The sequence below is a fragment of the Comamonas sp. 23 genome (assembly GCF_049601575.1).
Taxonomy (GTDB): Bacteria; Pseudomonadota; Gammaproteobacteria; order Burkholderiales; family Burkholderiaceae_C; genus Comamonas; species Comamonas squillarum.
The window spans coordinates 311,895-327,914 of record NZ_CP187127.1; the positions used below are offsets into that span (position 1 = coordinate 311,895).

The following is a 16,020-nucleotide window of genomic DNA, read 5'->3' on the forward strand; positions in this document are numbered from 1 at the left end:
GACCATCAGGGTTTTCTAGGCTTTGGCGCAGCCTAAGGCGGCGCTTGGCAAATGCAGAAACCGGCGCGCTGGAAATCTCTAGCATCGTCTGTCAAACGCTTTCTATAAAACCGGAGACAAGACCATGAAAATGACCGCGCTGGCTTTGGCCATGGCCGCATGCTGCACCACGGGCGCGCAAGCGCAGGGCATCTCTGACGACGTCGTCAAGATTGCCGTGCTCAGCGATATGTCCGGCCCCTATGCCGACACCGCAGGGCGGGGCTCGCTCGAAGCCGCGCGCATGGCGGTGGAAGACTTTGGCGGCAGTGTGGGGGGCAAGAAGATCGAGGTGGTGTTTGCCGACCACCAGGGCAAGGCCGATGTCGGTGCCAGCCGCGCGCGCACCTGGTTTGACACCGATGGCGTGGACGTGGTGGTGGACCTGAACAACTCGGCCGTCGCGATGGCGGTCTACAACCTGGCCAAGGAGCGCAACAAGCTGGTGCTGACCTCGGGCGGCGCATCGGATGCGCTGACCAGCGAAGCCTGCATCCCCACTGCCATCCACTACACCTATGACACCTATGCGATGGCCAGCGGCGTGGCCCATGCGATGCTGGAAAAAGGCAAGAAGGACTGGTACATCATGGCGGTGGACTATGCCTTCGGCAAGGCCGGCGCCGAGACGGTGACCAATATCGTCAGCAAGGGCGGCGGCAAGATCGTGGGCCGCACCAACTTCCCGCTCAATGCCAGCGATTTCTCGTCATTTGTGCTGCAGGCGCAGGAGTCCAAGGCCTCGGTGGTCACCCTGGTGAGCGCGGGCAATGACACGATCAATGCGATCAAGTCGGCCAAGCAGTTTGGCCTGATGCAAAAGCAGACGGTGGCGCCGCAGTTCATGTTCATCCAGGACGTGCATTCGCTGGGCCTCAAGACCGCGCAGGGCCTGACCTTTGCGACCGCCTTCTACTGGGACCGCACGCCCGAGACGCGCGCCTTCTCGCAGCGCTTTTTTGAGCGCATGGGCAAGAAGACCATGCCCTCGATGGTGCATGCCGGTACCTACTCGGCCGTGACCCAGTACCTCAAGGCCGTGGCGGCCACCAAGACCGACGATGGCCCCGCGGTGACCAAGTACCTCAAGTCCAACAAGATCGAGGATTTCTTCAGCCAGAACGGCCATGTGCGCGAGGACGGCCGCATGGTGCACGACCTCTACCTGGTGCAGGTCAAGTCGCCTGAGGAATCCAAAGGCCCTTGGGACTACTACAAGGTGCTGGCCACCATTGCGGGTGACCAGGCCTTCCGGCCCATGGCCGATGGCAAGTGTGGTTTCTTGAAAAAGTAACCACAGACTTATCCACAGGCAACGCGGTCTTCAGCGCTGAAAGACCGCGTTATGCATTCCAAACCCCCTTGCAGGAGCCCAGCATGTCCCAAGCTTATCCACAGTTGCAACTATTTATCAACGGCCAATGGCTGTCCGCCGACGGCCGCAAGAGCGAGCCGGTCATCAACCCGCTCGACGAATCCACGCTGGGCCAGCTGCCTCACGCCAGCGCCGCCGATCTGCAGGCCGCCCTGCAGGCCGCCAACGCAGCCTTTGAAGGCTGGAAGCGCACCTCGCCGCTGGCCCGCTCGGACATCTTGCGCAAGGCCGCCAGCCTGATCCGCGAGCGTGCCGACCACATTGCTCGCTGCATGACCTTGGAGCAGGGCAAGCCGGTGCGCGAAGCCAAACTGGAAGTGCTGGCCGCTGCCGACACCTATGACTGGTATGCCGAAGAGGGCCGCCGCAACTATGGCCGCCTGGTGCCCGGCAAGACCCCGACCCAGCGCATCGCGGTGCACCATGAGCCCGTCGGCGTCTGCGCCGCCTTTGCACCCTGGAACTTCCCGGCCATCACCCCCGCACGCAAGATTGCCGGCGCGCTGGCCGCCGGCTGCACCCTGGTGCTCAAGCCCGCCGAGGAAACCCCTGCCACCGCCCAGGAGCTGGTGCGCGTGCTGTACGACGCCGGCCTGCCCGCTGGCGTGCTGAACATGGTGTTTGGCGTGCCGGCCGAGGTCTCGGGCTACCTGCTCGACCAGCCCGAGGTGGCCAAGTTCTCGTTCACCGGCTCCACCGCCGTGGGCAAGATGCTGGCCTCGCATGCCGCCAAGAGCATGAAGCGCGCCACCTTGGAGCTGGGCGGCCATGCACCGGTCATCGTCTGGAAGGATGCCGACATCAACAAGGCCGCCGATGCCCTGGTCGCCGGCAAGTTCCGCAATGCCGGCCAGGTCTGCATCTCGCCCACGCGCTTTTATGTACACCGCGATGTGTTCGACAGCTTTGTGAGCGCCTTTGTCGAGCGCACCAAAAAGCTCAAGGTCGGCAACGGCCTGGACGAGAGCAGCCAGATGGGCCCGCTGGCCAATCCGCGCCGCATCGAGGCCCTCACCCGCCTGATCGCCGATGCCCAGGAGAAGGGCGCTACGCTGCACACCGGCGGCAAGCGCATGCCCGGCAAGGGCTTCTTCTGGGAGCCCACTGTCATCAGCAACCTGCCCGAAGACGCCGGCCTGATGAACGAGGAGCCCTTTGGCCCGGTCGCGCTGATCAATCCCATCGCCGACATGGACGAAGCGCTCCAGCGCGCCAACCGGCTGCAATACGGCCTGGCCGCCTATGCCTTCACGCAGGACAGCGCCGTGCGCCAGCAACTCTCCAACGGCGTGCAGACCGGCATGCTGGGCATCAACACCTTGAACATCTCGATGGCCGAGGCACCGTTTGGCGGCGTCAAGGAAAGCGGCTGGGGCTCGGAATGCGGCATTGAAGGCCTGCAGGCTTACTGCAATATCAAGCTGGTCAGCGAAGACCAGTAAAGCCGGTTTTCCCCTTCCCGGGCCCTGCTGCCGGGCCCAGGAATGGAACCAAAAGGCGCGCCAGGTATTCAGACTGCACAATCGCCGCTGGTGTGTACCCACTCCAGCGTTTTTTGTCTTTCAGAAATACAACGATGAGCGCAAGTTTGCAGATCGGGCCGTTCTCACTGCCCTGGGGTTTGGTCATTTTGATGCTGGCATGGCTTGCGGCCGATGTGCTGCTGGCGCGCTGGGCGCGCAAGCGCGGCCTGTCCACAACGCCGCATGCCTGGCTGCTGCCGCTGTTGGCGCTGGTGGCGGCGCGCCTGGGCTTTGTCGCCCGCTATGCCGATGAGTACCTGGCGCAGCCGCTGTCAATGCTGAATGTGCGCGATGGGGGCTGGGAGCCCTGGGCGGCGCTGGCGGTGGCGGTTGTCTATATGTGGTGGCTGTGGCTGCGCAAAAAGGCCGTGTTCCAGCCGCTGGCGGGTGCGGCGGCGCTGTTTGCGGCGCTGTGGCTGGGCGGCCATGCGCTGTTCTACAACTTCTCCTCCAGCGCCAAGGCCTTGCCGCCGCTGTCGCTGGTGGCGCTCGATGCCCAAAGCCATGCGCTCGACCAGTTCAAGGGCAAGCCCGTGGTCATCAACCTCTGGGCCAGCTGGTGCACCCCCTGCGTGCGCGAGATGCCCGCGCTGCTCGAGGCGCAAAAGCGCTACCCACAGGCGCAGTTTCTGTGGGTGAACCAGCAAGAGGCGCCCGAGGTGGTGCTCAAGGCCGCGCGCGGCTTTGGCCTGCCCGATGGCCAGGTGCTGCTCGATCCGCGCAACAGCATGGGCGAGGTGGCCGGCAGCCGCGCGCTGCCCACCACCTTGTTCTATGACGCCAGCGGCCAGTTGCAGGGCCAGCGCGTGGGCGAGTTGTCTGCCGCCAGCCTGAACGACTTCATGCAGCAGATCGTTCCGCCTACGACGCCGTAGCGCTTGCGGGCGCTGCAGCGGTCTGCTCCGCCTCCAGCCGGGCCTGCAGCTCGCGCTTCATCACCTTGCCATTGGCATTCACCGGCAGCTCATCGATGGCGATGATGCGCGCCGGCCGCTTGTAGGGCGCCAGGTGCTCGCGCAGGTGTTCCTGCAGCGCCTGCGCATCGGGTGGATGGCGGGCATCCTGCACGACAAAGGCGATCACGGCCTCGTTGCCATCGGCTTCCTTCTGGCCCACCACCGCTGCGCGCTGGATGCCGGGGAAGCTGCCCAGCGCATGCTCGACCTCGCTGGGGTAGACGTTGAAGCCCGAGCGGATGATCATCTCCTTGAGGCGGCCCACGACGAAGAGCGCGCCATCGGCATGCAGCTCGCCCAGGTCGCCGGTGGCGTACCAGCCGCCGTCGCGCAAAGCGGCTGCCGTGGCCTCGGGGTCACGGAAGTAGCCGGGCATCAGGCCCGTGCCCCGCACCCAGATTTCACCGCGCTCGCCGGTCGGCAGCGGACGGCCGCTGTGCGGATCGACGATCTGCAGTTCCGCGCCATCGATGCAGTAGCCAGCGCTGGTGTCGCTGCGGGCTTCGTCGATGTGCGTCAGGTGCAGCGAGCCGGCGTATTCGCTCATCGCATAGCCATGGTGCAGGGTCTGGCCAAACAGCGCCTCGACCTTGGTTTTCAGCGCCAGATCGAGCGGGCCGGCGCCAGTGTAGAGGTAGCGCAGATGCGGCGCCGCCGGTTGGCGGATGCCCTGCTGCTCGCAGTACTGCAAGAGGCGCGCAAACAAGGTGGGCGGGCCTTGCAGCTGCGTGATGCCATGGTGGGCGAGCGCGTCGAGCAGATCGGCGGGCTCGAACTGGCTGCGCATCTCCAGCGCGGCGCCGGCCGACAGCGAGGCCAGCAGCACCGTGCCCAGGCCGAAGATATGGGTCATCGGCACGAAGGCATAGACCTTGTCATCGGGACCGAGCCGGCGCGACTGGGCCGAGACGCGGGCAAAGTGCGCCACACCGCGCTGGCTCATCAGCACGCCCTTGGGGGTGCCGGTGGTGCCGGAGGTGAAGATGATGGCAGCGACCGGATTGCCGTCCGGCTCGGGCTCGGCGCGCGCATCGGCACGCACCGCCGTGTGGGCCAGGCCCGGCACGCAGGAGGGGCTGACGCCATAGCGCTCGGCGTGCGCGGCAGCGGCCTTGGAGACGCGGTTGGTGAAGTAGACCACCCGCGCATCGGCCTTGTCGGCAAAGCCGCGCACCTCGCCGGGCGCCATGCGGGCATTGACGCCGCAGGCCCAGGCGCCCACGCGGCTGCAGGCCAGCAGCAAGGCGGCATGCTCGGGGCAGTTCTCGGCGACCACCAGCACGCGGTCGCCGCTGCGCACCTGCAGCGCGCGCAGCTCCGCCTCCAGCGCATCGACCAGGCGGCCCAGGTCGGCATAGCTCAGCGTGCGGTCCGGCAGGTAGATGAAGGGCCGGTCAGGGGCCTCCTGCAGCCAGCGGTCCAGAAACTGGTGAATGCGAAATTCCATATGTTCCTCTTCAGTCCACCACAATGCCCTGGGTCACGGTGGACCACATCTGGCGTTCCTTGGCGGCGCGCTCGACCAGGGTCTGGGGGCTGCCCGTCCATTCGTCGTAGCCCAGCTCCTTGTACTTGGCCTTGAGCTCAGGCTGGGCCAGCGCGGCATTGATCGCCTTGTTCAGGCGCATCTGCAGCTCGGGCGCCATGCCCTTTGGGCCGTAGACAGCATACCAGCCGCCGACATCAAAGCCCTTGAGGCCTTCGATGCCGCTTTCGGCAAAGGTCGGCACATCGGGCAGCGCCGGGTTGCGCTGGGGCGAGGTGACGGCAATGGGCGTCACCTTCTTGCCGTGGATATAGGTGCCGGCGGTGCTGATGATGTCCATCATCATGTTGATCTGGCCGCCCATCACATCGGTCATCGCTGGCGCGTTGCCGCGGTAGGGCACATGGTTCAGCTCGATGCCGCTGCGCTTGGCAAACAGCAAGGTGCCCAGGTGGTTGGAGCCGCCAACGCCCGCCGATGCATAGCTGAGCTTGCCAGGGTGGGCCTTGGCATAGTCGACCAGCGCCTGCGTGGTCTTGAAGGACTCGTTGTTGTTGGCCACCAGCACGTTGTAGTAGCTCAGCACCGGCGCGATCGGGGTCAGGTCCTTGACCGGGTCGAACTGCATCTTGCGCATCACGTTGGGGCTGATGGTGATCGTGGGGCTGGCGGCAAACCACAGGGTCAGGCCATCGGGGTTGGCGCGCGAGGTCTCATTACCCGCCAGGGTGGCATTGGCGCCGGTCTTGTTGTCGACCACGACGGTGCTGCCCAGCTCCTTGGACAGCGCGATGGACAGCAGGCGTGCGCCCTGGTCCACGGGGCCGCCGGCCGAGTAGCCGACGATGAGGCGCACCGGTGCGCCCGATCCCAGGCCCCCTTGGGCATGGGCAGCAGCGCAGAGGCTGAGGGCGGCGGCTGCCGTGGCGGCCAGCAGGCTGCGGCGGTGGATGAAGGTCATGTCTTGTCTCCTGGTTTTTTGTCGTAGGTGGCAGCTGCCGTGCGTCAGTAGCGCTCGAACACGGCGGCAATGCCCTGGCCGCCGCCGATGCACATGGTCTCCAGGCCGTAGCGCCCCTTGCGGCGTTCGAGCTCATGCAGCAAGGTGGCCAGAATGCGCACGCCCGTGGCGCCAATCGGGTGGCCCAGCGAGATGCCCGAGCCGTTCACATTCAGGCGCTCGGCATCGTTCCACTCCAGGCCCTGCAGCACGGCCAGCACCTGGCAGGCAAAGGCCTCGTTGATCTCGACCAGGTCCATGTCGTTCATCGACAGGCCCAGCTTGCCCAGCAGCTTCTTGACGGCAGGCACCGGGCCAATGCCCATGCGCGAGGGCTCGCAGCCGGCAGCGGCCCAGCCCACCAGGCTGGCCATCGGCGTCAGGCCCAGCTCCTGGAGCTTGTCTTCGGCAACGATGAGGCAGGCGGCCGAGGCATCGTTTTGCTGGCTGGCATTGCCGGCGCTGACGGTGCCGCCCTTCATCAGCGCGCGCAGCTTGCCCAGCGAGTCCATCGTGGCATCGGCGCGAAAGCCCTCGTCGCGGCTGAACAGCATGGGCTCGCCCTTGCGTTGCGGCACGCTGACGGGTACCACCTCGGCATCAAAGCGGCCGGCCTGCCAGGCGGCAGCAGCACGCTGGTGGCTGCGCAGCGCAAAGGCGTCGGCCTCTTCGCGGCTGATGCCATAGTCGCGCGCCAGGTTCTCGGCGGTCTCGATCATGCCGGAGATGACGCCAAAACGCTCCACCGGTTGCGAGCGCTCGCGGCCCCGGTCCAGGCGGTCATACATGGTGACGCTGCCGGCGCGCTTGCCCCAGCGCATATCGGTGGTGTAGTACTCGATATTGCTCATGCTCTCCACACCACCGGCGATCACGACATCGGCGGCGCCGCTTTGCACCATCATGCAGGCGGTGACCACCGCTTGCAGGCCGCCGCCGCAGCGGCGGTCGAGCTGCATGCCGGGCACTTCCACCGGCAGGCCGGCCTGCAGCGCGGCCCATCGGCCCACGCAAGGCGTTTCGCTGCTGGCGTAAGACTGGGCAAACACCACATCGTCGATGCGGCTGGGGTCGATGTCACTGCGCTCGACCACGGCACGCACGGTGGTGGCGGCCAGGTCCTCGACCGAGACGGGGCGCAGGCTGCCCCCGTAGGTGCCTACCGGGGTTCGCAAAGGGGTGACGATGGCGGCTTTACGCATGGTTATGTCTCCAGAAAATTGAATCTATTCAGTTGTTGGCGCGCTTGGGCCGCCAGAAGGTCTCGGTGTTCAGGCGCGGCAATCGCCAGCATCGCGCGCACGCGCTGGGCCAGGCTCAGGCCGCGCAGATCGGCCACGCCATGCTCGGTGACGATCAAACCGGCATCGGCGCGCGGTGTGGAAACCGGCCCGGACAGCTGCGCGACGATGCGCGACTGGCCGCGCGCGGTAGACGGCAGCGCGACGATCGGCAGGCCGCCATCGCAGGCGGCAGCGGCCCGCAAAAAATCCATCGCACCGCCGACCGCGCCCAGGTACTGGCCCGCCACCACCTCGGCATTGATCTGGCCCGTTAGGTCCACCTCGATCGCCGAGTTGATGGCGGTGAGCCGCTGGGTCTGGCCCAGCACCCGGGCGTTGTGGGTGTAGTCGGTGCCGGCAATGCGCAGCGCGCGGTTGTTATGCGCCCAGCGCCGCGTGCGGGCACTGCCCATCAGCAGGCCGGTGACGCTGGTGCCCACATCGATGCCCTTGCGCGCATTGGTGATGACGCCGGCTTCCACCAGGTCGGCGACGCGGTCGCCAATGGTGCCGCTGTGCACGCCCAGATCGCGGTGGCCCTGCAGTGCCTGCAGCACTGCATCGGGCAGGTTGCCAATGCCCAGCTGCAAGGTGGCGCCGTCTTCCACGCGGCTGGCGATCAGCTGCGCAATCGCCTCTTCGGCGGGGCCAATCTTGCCAGCGGGCACATCGACGACGTCCTGGTCGCTCTGCACCCAGGCATCCACATCGGCCAGGCGCAGGCTGGCGCCCGCCACCCAGGGTACATCGGCGTTGACCTCGGCAATCACGCAGCGCGCATGGCGCATGGCAGTGACCAGGTAGTCATGGGCCAGGCCCAGGCTGCAGTCGCCATCGGCATTGGGTGGTGATACCTGGACGAACACCACATCGACGGCGATGCGGCGGCTGGCGATCAGCTGCGGAATCTGTGAATAGTGGCAGGGAATCGGATCGAGCACACCGGCCATGCCGAGCGTGCGGTGCGAGCCACCGGCCGCATAGCCGCGCATGTCGATGGCATCGGCATGGTCAGGCTGCAAGGTGGTTGCGCCGCCAATGCCCAGAAAGACGCTGGTACGCGCAAAGCGCTGGCGCTGGGCCACATAGGCCTGGATCAGCGACAGCGGCTCGGCGGCCGACTGGCCCCAGACGATGCTGTCACCAGCGCGGATGAACTGCGCCAGGTCCAGGTCTGCCAGCGCCATCTGCCGGCCTTGGGCCATGCTCATGGCTGCGCGGCAGCGATGCTGGCATTGCCGTGGCTGAGCACGACAATGCCGCGCTCGACCACCAGCGCGCGGAACTGCAGCGCGTCCCCTTCCTGCCAGACCTCGGTGCGCAAGGTCTCGCCCGGAAACACGGGCGACGAAAAGCGCGCATGCATGCTGCGCAGCAGGCTGGCATCGCCGTTGCAGGCGGTCATCACCAGCGCATGGCAGACCATGCCGTAGGTGGCCAAGCCGTGCAGGATGGGCTTGTCAAAGCCAGCGGCCTGCGCCACTTTGGGATCGGCATGCAGGGGGTTGTAGTCGCCCATCAGGCGGTAGAGCAGGGCGGCCTCGGGGCGGATGGTGTGGGTATAGGTCCAGCGCGGCGCCGTATCGGGCGTGGGCGCCAGTGCCGGCAGCGAGGTATCGCTGGGCTGGCCGCCCAGCGCTTCGCTGTAGCCGCCATCACCCCGGCAGAACGTGACCTGCTCCAAGGTGGCATAGCGCGTGCCATCTTCGCCTTCCAGGCTGCGCTCGCTCACCACAATCGCGCCTTTGCCCGCGCCCTTGTCGATCACGCGCGTGATCCGCGTCTTGCCCACCACCTTGGCCCCCACCGGCAGCGGCTGGTGGATGGTGGTGCGCTGCTCGCCATGCACCAGCTTGACCCAGTCAATTCCCGTATCCGCCTCCTTGGCCCAAAAGCCCGGATAGCCCAGTACCGAGCTCATCGTCGGCAGCGCCTGCAGCGGCTGCGCCATGCCCTCGTAGACCAGCGGCAGATTGCGGGCATCGAGCGGATCATTGCCCACCCCCAGACTCAGCGCATACAGCATCGTGTCGCGCTGCGAATAATCCTGGTGCACCGGCGCAAACGGCCGGTCCTTGAGTTGCTGGTAATTGATGGTCATGGTCGTTGTCTCTGGGGTTGTTGTTGTGCGAAGGTGGAAGGGAAACGGCACTTCGTTATCGGCTCTGGATGCGCACAGGAGGCTGTTCTGGAGGTCCTGCAACGCCACTGGGGGGCATCTGTGAAACTGGCAGAGCACACCTATCGAGCCTGTGTGAACAACTCAGTCGTCCCTACTGAGCGCCATGCCAAAAACTGGCGAGGCCGATCTACCAGGCACCGACGAAGGGCCGCCCCGCCCGGAGGGTGCCGTCCCCCTTTAGGGGGAAGCGGCAACGCCGCACAGGGGGTAGCTTAGACAGGATCCCAACTGAATACTTCCCCCGACCGCTCCATCGGCACAAACGAGGATTTGAGCGCCGGCATCGCATGCGAGGCGATGTCCTCGGGCGTCCAGCCCTCGCCCTGGTGCACCGAGCGCAGCGGGCGCGGTTGGCTCATCAGGAAGATCTCGTTATTGCGCACGGCAAACACCTGGGCGTTCACATCCTTGGCCTGGTCGCTCAGCAGGTAGACGGCCAGCGGGGCGATCTTGTTGGGGGTCATCTGCTTGAGCTTGTCCACGCGGGCCTGCTGCTCGGGCGTGTCGGTGGGGATGGAGCCGATCATGCGGCTCCAGGCAAAGGGCGAGATGCAGTTGCTGCGCACATGGAACTTGGCCATGTCCAGCGCAATGCTCTTGGACAGCGCGACGATGCCCAGCTTGGCGGCCGAGTAGTTGGCCTGGCCAAAGTTGCCGATCAGGCCGGAGGTGCTGGTCATGTGCACCATCGCGCCGCTCTCCTGCTCCTTGAAGTGGTTGGCCGCAGCGCGCGCCACGTAGTAGCTGCCGTAGAGGTGGACCTTGATGACGGCATCCCACTCGTCGACGCTCATCTTGTGGAAGAACCGGTCACGCAGGATGCCGGCGTTGTTGACGATGCCGTCGAGCTTGCCAAAGCTGTCGAGCGCGCATTGCACGATCTTGGCCGCGGCATTGGCGTCCGAGACGCTGTCGGTATTGGCGACGGCCTGGCCGCCTGCGGCCTTGATCTCGTTGACGACCTGTTGCGCGGGGCCGTCGTCATGGCCTTCGCCGGTGGTGGAGGTGCCGATGTCGTTGACGACAACCTTGGCGCCCTGCTGGGCCATGGCCAGGGCCATATCACGGCCGATGCCGCCGCCAGAACCGGTGACGATAACGACTTTGCCTTCGAGCATGGTGGACATGTCTGCTTTTCCTTGGATCTGTGTGTGTCGATGAATGCCACCAGCATGCCGTCCATTAAGCGCATTGCCAATTCGCAAATGCGTAGGCAGGTCTTTGGCAAACTGAAACGACTGGCTCACAAATGCGCGTTAACCCGCTGTCTTCACCGCTGTAAAAGGAGAGGTTCCAATCTCTGCGATTGCGCTGGCGGGCGCAGCCTGCGACAGTGCCACCATGTCGCAAACCCCTGAACCTTCTGCCGCCTCGCTCTCTGCCGAGCAGGTCACCCATTTGCAAAGCTGGATCCACAAGACCGAGACCATGCAGGACCTGGTGGCCCGCACGGCCGCGGCGGGCCTGTCGGCCACCCTGGACCGCGATGATGCCCCGGCCCAGGATGGCGACAGCCTGCCGCCGCTGTGGCACTGGATGAACTTTTTGCCGATGGCGCGGCAAAGCCTGCTGGGGCCGGACGGCCACCCGGCGCGTGGCGGCTTTCTGCCCCCGGTGCCGCTGCCCCGGCGCATGTGGGCGGGCGGTCGCCTGCAGTGGCAGGCGGACAACCCGCTGCGCATTGGCGAGCGCGTCGAGCGCGTCTCGCGCATCGCCTCGGTGGACCACAAGGTGGGCCGCTCGGGCGAGCTGCTGTTTGTGCTGGTGCAGCACAGCTACCGCAATGCCCGGGGCCTGGCGCTGACCGAGGAGCATGACATCGTCTACCGCGCCGCCGCCCAGCCCAGCGACCCGGTGCCCCAGCCCACGGCCGCCCAGACGCAGGCCGCCTGGAAGCGCGAGATCACGGCCGACCCGGTGATGCTGTTCCGCTATTCGGCGCTCACCTTCAACGGCCACCGCATCCACTACGACCGCAGCTATGTCACGCAGGAAGAGGGCTACCCCGGCCTCATCGTGCATGGCCCGTTGATCGCGACCTTGCTGGTCGATCTGCTGCGCCGCAATGCGCCCGATGCGGTGCTGACCGACTTCTCGTTCAAGGCCATCCGCCCCACCTTTGATCTGCACCCCTTCACCGTGCTGGGCGAGCCCCAGGACGATGGCAAGACCATCAAGCTCTGGGCGCATGACCATGAGGGCTGGCTCACGATGCAGGCCACCGCCAAGATCCGCTGAGCGCCGCCACCAACAACGCTTTTCCCAACACCGGCGGGTGGCGCAGACGCTGTCAGCGCCGCCACCCCCAACGCCCGACCCAGAACCATGATCGAACATACCGGCTCCAACAACTTCCCCGAAATCCGCGATGCCATCCGTGCGCTCTGCGCCGAGTTCCCCGATGAGTATTTCCGCAAGGTCGACGAGGCCCGTGCCTACCCCGAAACCTTTGTCGAGGCGCTGACCAAGGCCGGCTGGCTGGCCGCGCTGATTCCGCAGGAATACGGCGGCTCCGGCCTGGGCCTGACCGAGGCCTCGGTCATCATGGAAGAGATCAACCGCTGCGGCGGCAACTCCGGCGCCTGCCACGGCCAGATGTACAACATGGGCACCTTGCTGCGCCATGGCTCGGCCGCGCAGAAGGAAAAGTACCTGCCCAAGATCGCCAGCGGCGAGTGGCGCCTGCAATCGATGGGCGTGACCGAGCCCACCACCGGCACCGACACCACCAAGATCAAGACCACGGCCGTGAAGAAAGGCGACAAGTACGTCATCAACGGCCAGAAGGTGTGGATCAGCCGCATCCAGCACAGCGATTTCATGATTCTGCTGGCGCGTACCACGCCGCTTGCCGATGTGAAGAAAAAGAGCGAAGGCATGTCGATCTTCATGGTCGACCTGCGCGAGGCCGAGAAAAAGGGCATGGCCGTGCGCCCCATCCTGAACATGGTCAACCACGAGACCAATGAGCTGTTCTTCGAGAACCTGGAGATCCCCGAGGAGAACCTGATTGGCGAAGAAGGTAAGGGCTTCAAGTACATCCTGGACGGCCTCAACGCCGAGCGCACCCTGATCGCTGCCGAGTGCATTGGCGACGGCTACTGGTTCCTTGACCGCGTGACCAACTATGTGCGCGACCGCGAGGTGTTTGGCCGCCCGATTGGCCAGAACCAGGGCGTGCAGTTTCCGATTGCCGATGCCTTCATCGAGGTGGAAGCGGCTAACCTGATGCGCTGGAAGGCCTGCGAGCTGTTTGACAAGCACGAGCCCATGGGCGCCCAGGCGAATATGGCCAAGTACCTGGCTGCCAAGGCGAGCTGGGAGGCGGCCAATGCCTGCCTGCAGTTCCATGGCGGCTTTGGCTTTGCCTGCGAATACGACGTCGAGCGCAAGTTCCGCGAGACGCGCCTCTACCAGGTGGCGCCCATCTCCACCAACCTGATCTATTCCTACGTGGCCGAGCACATTCTGGGCCTGCCGCGCTCGTTCTGATGGCGCTGCGCAGCGAGAAAAACAGACAACCGGAGTCTTCATGACCAGACCATTGGACGGGATCACCGTCGTATCGCTGGAGCACGCGGTGGCTGCGCCTTTTTGCGCGCGCCAGCTGGCCGATCTGGGCGCGCGCGTCATCAAGGTGGAGCGGCCGGGCAGCGGCGATTTTGCGCGCGGCTATGACAGCCGGGTGCGCGGCCAGTCCTCGCATTTCACCTGGCTCAACCGCAACAAGGAAAGCCTGGCGCTGGACCTCAAGGATGCGGCATCGCTGGAGGCGCTCAAGCAGCTGCTGAGCTCGGCCGATGTGCTGCTGCAGAACCTGGCGCCGGGCGCTGCGGCGCGCATGGGTTTGTCGTACGAGGCCCTGCATGCAGCCTTTCCGCGCCTCATCGTCTGCGACATCAGCGGCTATGGCGACAACGGCCCCTACCGCGACAAGAAGGCCTATGACCTGCTGATCCAGAGCGAGGCGGGCTTTCTGTCGGTGACCGGCACGCCCGAGACGCCGAGCAAATCGGGCATCTCGGTGGCCGATATTGCGGCGGGCATGTATGCCTACACGAACATCCTCTCGGCCCTGCTGCTGCGCGGCAAGACGGGCGAGGGCAGCCATATCGATGTGTCCATGCTCGAAGCGCTGGGCGAGTGGATGGGCTACCCGATGTACTACGCGTTCGAAGGCGCAGCGCCACCACCGCGCACCGGCGCATCGCATGCCAGCATCTACCCCTATGGCCCCTTTGTGGCCGGCGATGGCGGCACGGTGATGCTGGGCCTGCAAAACGAGCGCGAGTGGAAGATCTTCTGCGACCAGGTGCTGCTGGCACCGGCGCTGGCGACCGACGCGCGCTTTGACAGCAATGCCAAGCGCAATGCCAACCGCGCCGATCTGCAGGCCGAGATTGTGCGCATCTTTGGCGCGCTCAATGCCAGCGATGTGGTGCAGCGGCTTGACGAGGCCGGCATTGCCAATGCCCATGTCAATGACATGGCTGGTCTGTGGGCACACCCGCAGCTGCTGGCGCGCCAGCGCTTTGCGCAGGTGGACACGCCCGTAGGCACGGTGCCTGCGCTGCTGCCGCCCGGGCGCAACAACCAGTACGACTACCGCATGGATGCGGTGCCTGCAGTGGGCGAGCACACGGCCGCCATTCTCGATGCGCTGCAGCTGCCGGCCGATGCGCTGGCAGCGGTGCGCAAGGCCTCCGGCCTTTGATGCTATCTGTTGGAGAGACAAGAACATGACCACAGCAACCACACAACCCACGCCCGCCGCCCAACTGGCCCGCTTTGCCGCCGAGCTGCAGTACAGCGACATTCCCGAATCGGTGCTGCAGAAAACCGAAGACCTCTGGGTCGACTGGTTTGGCTCGGTGGTCGCCGGCCACAATGCCCGCCCCGTCGCCAGCATCACCCGCTTTGCACTGGGCCAGGGCCCGGCACAGGGCCCGGCCGAGGTGATCGGCCCCGAGGGCCGCAGCAGCAGCCCCTACCTGGCGGCCATGGCCAATGCCGCCGCCTCGCATGTGGCCGAGCAGGACGATGTGCACAACGGCTCGGTGTTCCACCCGGCAGCGGTCGTCTTCCCCCCGGCCGTGGCCGTGGCGCAGGCGCTGGGCAAGTCCGGCAAGGAGCTGCTGACTGCCTGTATCGCCGGCTATGAAGTAGGCATCCGCGTGGGCGAGTTTCTGGGCCGCTCGCACTACAAGATCTTCCACACCACCGGCACGGCCGGCACCTTGGCAGCGGCGGCGGCCGTGGGCCATCTGCTGGGCCTCAATGCGCAGCAAATGCTGCATGCCTTTGGCTCGGCGGGCACCCAATCGGCCGGCCTGTGGGAGTTCTTGCGCACTGCGGCCGACAGCAAGCAGCTGCACACCGCCCATGCCGCCGGTGCCGGCCTGATGGCCGCCTACCTGGCCAAGGATGGCTTTACCGGCGCGGCCGATATCTTCTGCGGCGCGCAGGGCATGGCCGCTGGCATGTCCAGCGACAGCGACCCGGCCCGCCTCATCGATGGCCTGGGCACACGCTGGGCGACGCCCGAGACCTCGTTCAAATGGCATGCCTCCTGCCGCCACACCCACCCGGCGGCCGATGCGCTGCTGCAGGTGGTACGCGCGCACCAGCTCAAGGTCTCGGACATTGCCGAGGTGGTGACCCATGTGCACCAGGCCGCGATCGATGTGCTGGGCCCCGTGGTGGACCCCAGCACGGTGCACCAGAGCAAGTTCTCGATGGGCACGGTGCTGGCGCTGGCTGCGCGCTTTGGCTTTGCCGGCCTCAACGAGTTTGACAACGAATTCCGCGCCGAAGACACGATGGCGCTGCGCGACAAGGTGCGCATGGTGCTGGACCCCGAGGTGGACGGCGCCTACCCGCAGCGCTGGATTGGCAAGGTGACCGTGACCACCACCGATGGCCGCGTGCTGGAAGGCCGGGTCGACGAGCCCAAGGGCGACCCGGGCAACACCCTGAGCCGCGAGGAGCTGACCGACAAGGCGCTGCGCCTGGGTGAATTCAGCCGCGCCGTGCCCGCCGCGCAGATGCAGCAATCGGTGCAGAAACTGTGGCAAGTACGGGATTGGACCAGGGTCGAAAAGCTGTTGGTCGCCGTATAAAGAAAGCAGCAGCGCCGGAGCTTGGTGGCTGCGCAGCGGGGGCCCGTTCAGGCCCCT

General features: G+C 65.9%; 13 protein-coding genes. 7 read left to right on the top strand and 6 right to left on the bottom strand.

Annotation, left to right across the window (positions count from 1 at the left end; all coding sequences use genetic code 11):
• Positions 1-124 precede the first annotated feature (124 nt).
• The 3 genes from ACPEE1_RS01235 (at position 125) to ACPEE1_RS01245 (ending at position 3,812) form a co-directional block, all read left to right on the top strand.
• Entirely contained in the window at positions 125-1,333 is a 1,209-nt protein-coding gene (locus ACPEE1_RS01235) for an ABC transporter substrate-binding protein (RefSeq protein WP_423935007.1), read from the top strand.
• Between the two features lie 83 nt (positions 1,334-1,416).
• A complete protein-coding gene (locus tag ACPEE1_RS01240; RefSeq protein ID WP_423935008.1) occupies positions 1,417-2,856 on the top strand; it encodes an NAD-dependent succinate-semialdehyde dehydrogenase in 1,440 nt (479 codons plus the stop codon).
• Positions 2,857-2,990: 134 nt separating this feature from the next.
• Entirely contained in the window at positions 2,991-3,812 is an 822-nt protein-coding gene (locus ACPEE1_RS01245) for a prolipoprotein diacylglyceryl transferase family protein (protein WP_423935009.1), read from the top strand.
• On the opposite strand, the gene ACPEE1_RS01250 is transcribed toward ACPEE1_RS01245, so the two are convergent.
• The 6 genes from ACPEE1_RS01250 to ACPEE1_RS01275 form a co-directional block, all read right to left on the bottom strand.
• A complete protein-coding gene (locus ACPEE1_RS01250) occupies positions 3,799-5,340 on the bottom strand; it encodes a class I adenylate-forming enzyme family protein (RefSeq protein WP_423935010.1) in 1,542 nt (513 codons plus the stop codon). The two genes, ACPEE1_RS01245 and ACPEE1_RS01250, sit on opposite strands and share 14 nt — an antisense overlap.
• 10 nt (positions 5,341-5,350) lie before the next feature.
• Positions 5,351-6,340 (bottom strand): Bug family tripartite tricarboxylate transporter substrate binding protein, encoded by a 990-nt coding sequence (locus tag ACPEE1_RS01255; protein WP_423935011.1) that lies wholly within the window; start codon positions 6,338-6,340, stop codon positions 5,351-5,353.
• Between the two features lie 44 nt (positions 6,341-6,384).
• The gene (locus tag ACPEE1_RS01260) at positions 6,385-7,581 is read right to left on the bottom strand and encodes an acetyl-CoA C-acetyltransferase (RefSeq protein WP_423935012.1); all 1,197 of its coding nucleotides are present in this window, start codon (positions 7,579-7,581) and stop codon (positions 6,385-6,387) included.
• Positions 7,582-7,583: 2 nt separating this feature from the next.
• On the bottom strand, positions 7,584-8,873 hold the full coding sequence (locus tag ACPEE1_RS01265) for an acetyl-CoA hydrolase/transferase family protein (protein WP_423935013.1): 1,290 nt from the start codon (positions 8,871-8,873) through the stop codon (positions 7,584-7,586).
• Positions 8,870-9,763, bottom strand: coding sequence for a MaoC/PaaZ C-terminal domain-containing protein (locus ACPEE1_RS01270; RefSeq protein WP_423935014.1), 894 nt, complete (start codon positions 9,761-9,763; stop codon positions 8,870-8,872). The genes ACPEE1_RS01265 and ACPEE1_RS01270 overlap by 4 nt, the downstream gene beginning before the upstream one ends.
• A 293-nt stretch (positions 9,764-10,056) precedes the next feature.
• Entirely contained in the window at positions 10,057-10,962 is a 906-nt protein-coding gene (locus ACPEE1_RS01275; RefSeq protein WP_116927493.1) for an SDR family NAD(P)-dependent oxidoreductase, read from the bottom strand.
• A gap of 223 nt (positions 10,963-11,185) precedes the next feature.
• Here ACPEE1_RS01275 and ACPEE1_RS01280 point away from each other — a divergent pair, with 223 nt between their 5' ends.
• The 4 genes from ACPEE1_RS01280 to ACPEE1_RS01295 all read left to right on the top strand — a co-directional run bounded on the left by ACPEE1_RS01280 (position 11,186) and on the right by ACPEE1_RS01295 (position 15,963).
• Entirely contained in the window at positions 11,186-12,082 is an 897-nt protein-coding gene (locus ACPEE1_RS01280) for an FAS1-like dehydratase domain-containing protein (protein WP_260718508.1), read from the top strand.
• Positions 12,083-12,169: 87 nt separating this feature from the next.
• Positions 12,170-13,336 carry an acyl-CoA dehydrogenase family protein gene (locus tag ACPEE1_RS01285; protein WP_423935015.1) on the top strand — a complete coding sequence of 389 codons (1,167 nt, stop codon included), beginning with the start codon at positions 12,170-12,172 and terminating at the stop codon, positions 13,334-13,336.
• 40 nt (positions 13,337-13,376) lie between these two features.
• Positions 13,377-14,558: a CaiB/BaiF CoA transferase family protein gene (locus ACPEE1_RS01290; protein WP_423935016.1), complete on the top strand. Its 1,182-nt coding sequence runs from the start codon at positions 13,377-13,379 to the stop codon at positions 14,556-14,558.
• Between the two features lie 25 nt (positions 14,559-14,583).
• The gene (locus ACPEE1_RS01295) at positions 14,584-15,963 is read left to right on the top strand and encodes an MmgE/PrpD family protein (RefSeq protein ID WP_116927447.1); all 1,380 of its coding nucleotides are present in this window, start codon (positions 14,584-14,586) and stop codon (positions 15,961-15,963) included.
• Positions 15,964-16,020: the final 57 nt, after the last annotated feature.

Excerpts from the sequence above, each read along its gene's own strand:
- ACPEE1_RS01235 (WP_423935007.1), top strand. The coding sequence starts at position 125 with ATGAAAATGACCGCGCTGGCTTTGGCCATGGCCGCATGCTGCACCACG.
- ACPEE1_RS01240 (WP_423935008.1), top strand. The coding sequence starts at position 1,417 with ATGTCCCAAGCTTATCCACAGTTGCAACTATTTATCAACGGCCAATGG.
- ACPEE1_RS01245 (WP_423935009.1), top strand. The coding sequence starts at position 2,991 with ATGAGCGCAAGTTTGCAGATCGGGCCGTTCTCACTGCCCTGGGGTTTG.
- ACPEE1_RS01250 (WP_423935010.1), bottom strand. The coding sequence starts at position 5,340 with ATGGAATTTCGCATTCACCAGTTTCTGGACCGCTGGCTGCAGGAGGCC.
- ACPEE1_RS01255 (WP_423935011.1), bottom strand. The coding sequence starts at position 6,340 with ATGACCTTCATCCACCGCCGCAGCCTGCTGGCCGCCACGGCAGCCGCC.
- ACPEE1_RS01260 (WP_423935012.1), bottom strand. The coding sequence starts at position 7,581 with ATGCGTAAAGCCGCCATCGTCACCCCTTTGCGAACCCCGGTAGGCACC.
- ACPEE1_RS01265 (WP_423935013.1), bottom strand. The coding sequence starts at position 8,873 with ATGAGCATGGCCCAAGGCCGGCAGATGGCGCTGGCAGACCTGGACCTG.
- ACPEE1_RS01270 (WP_423935014.1), bottom strand. The coding sequence starts at position 9,763 with ATGACCATCAATTACCAGCAACTCAAGGACCGGCCGTTTGCGCCGGTG.
- ACPEE1_RS01275 (WP_116927493.1), bottom strand. The coding sequence starts at position 10,962 with ATGCTCGAAGGCAAAGTCGTTATCGTCACCGGTTCTGGCGGCGGCATC.
- ACPEE1_RS01280 (WP_260718508.1), top strand. The coding sequence starts at position 11,186 with ATGTCGCAAACCCCTGAACCTTCTGCCGCCTCGCTCTCTGCCGAGCAG.
- ACPEE1_RS01285 (WP_423935015.1), top strand. The coding sequence starts at position 12,170 with ATGATCGAACATACCGGCTCCAACAACTTCCCCGAAATCCGCGATGCC.
- ACPEE1_RS01290 (WP_423935016.1), top strand. The coding sequence starts at position 13,377 with ATGACCAGACCATTGGACGGGATCACCGTCGTATCGCTGGAGCACGCG.
- ACPEE1_RS01295 (WP_116927447.1), top strand. The coding sequence starts at position 14,584 with ATGACCACAGCAACCACACAACCCACGCCCGCCGCCCAACTGGCCCGC.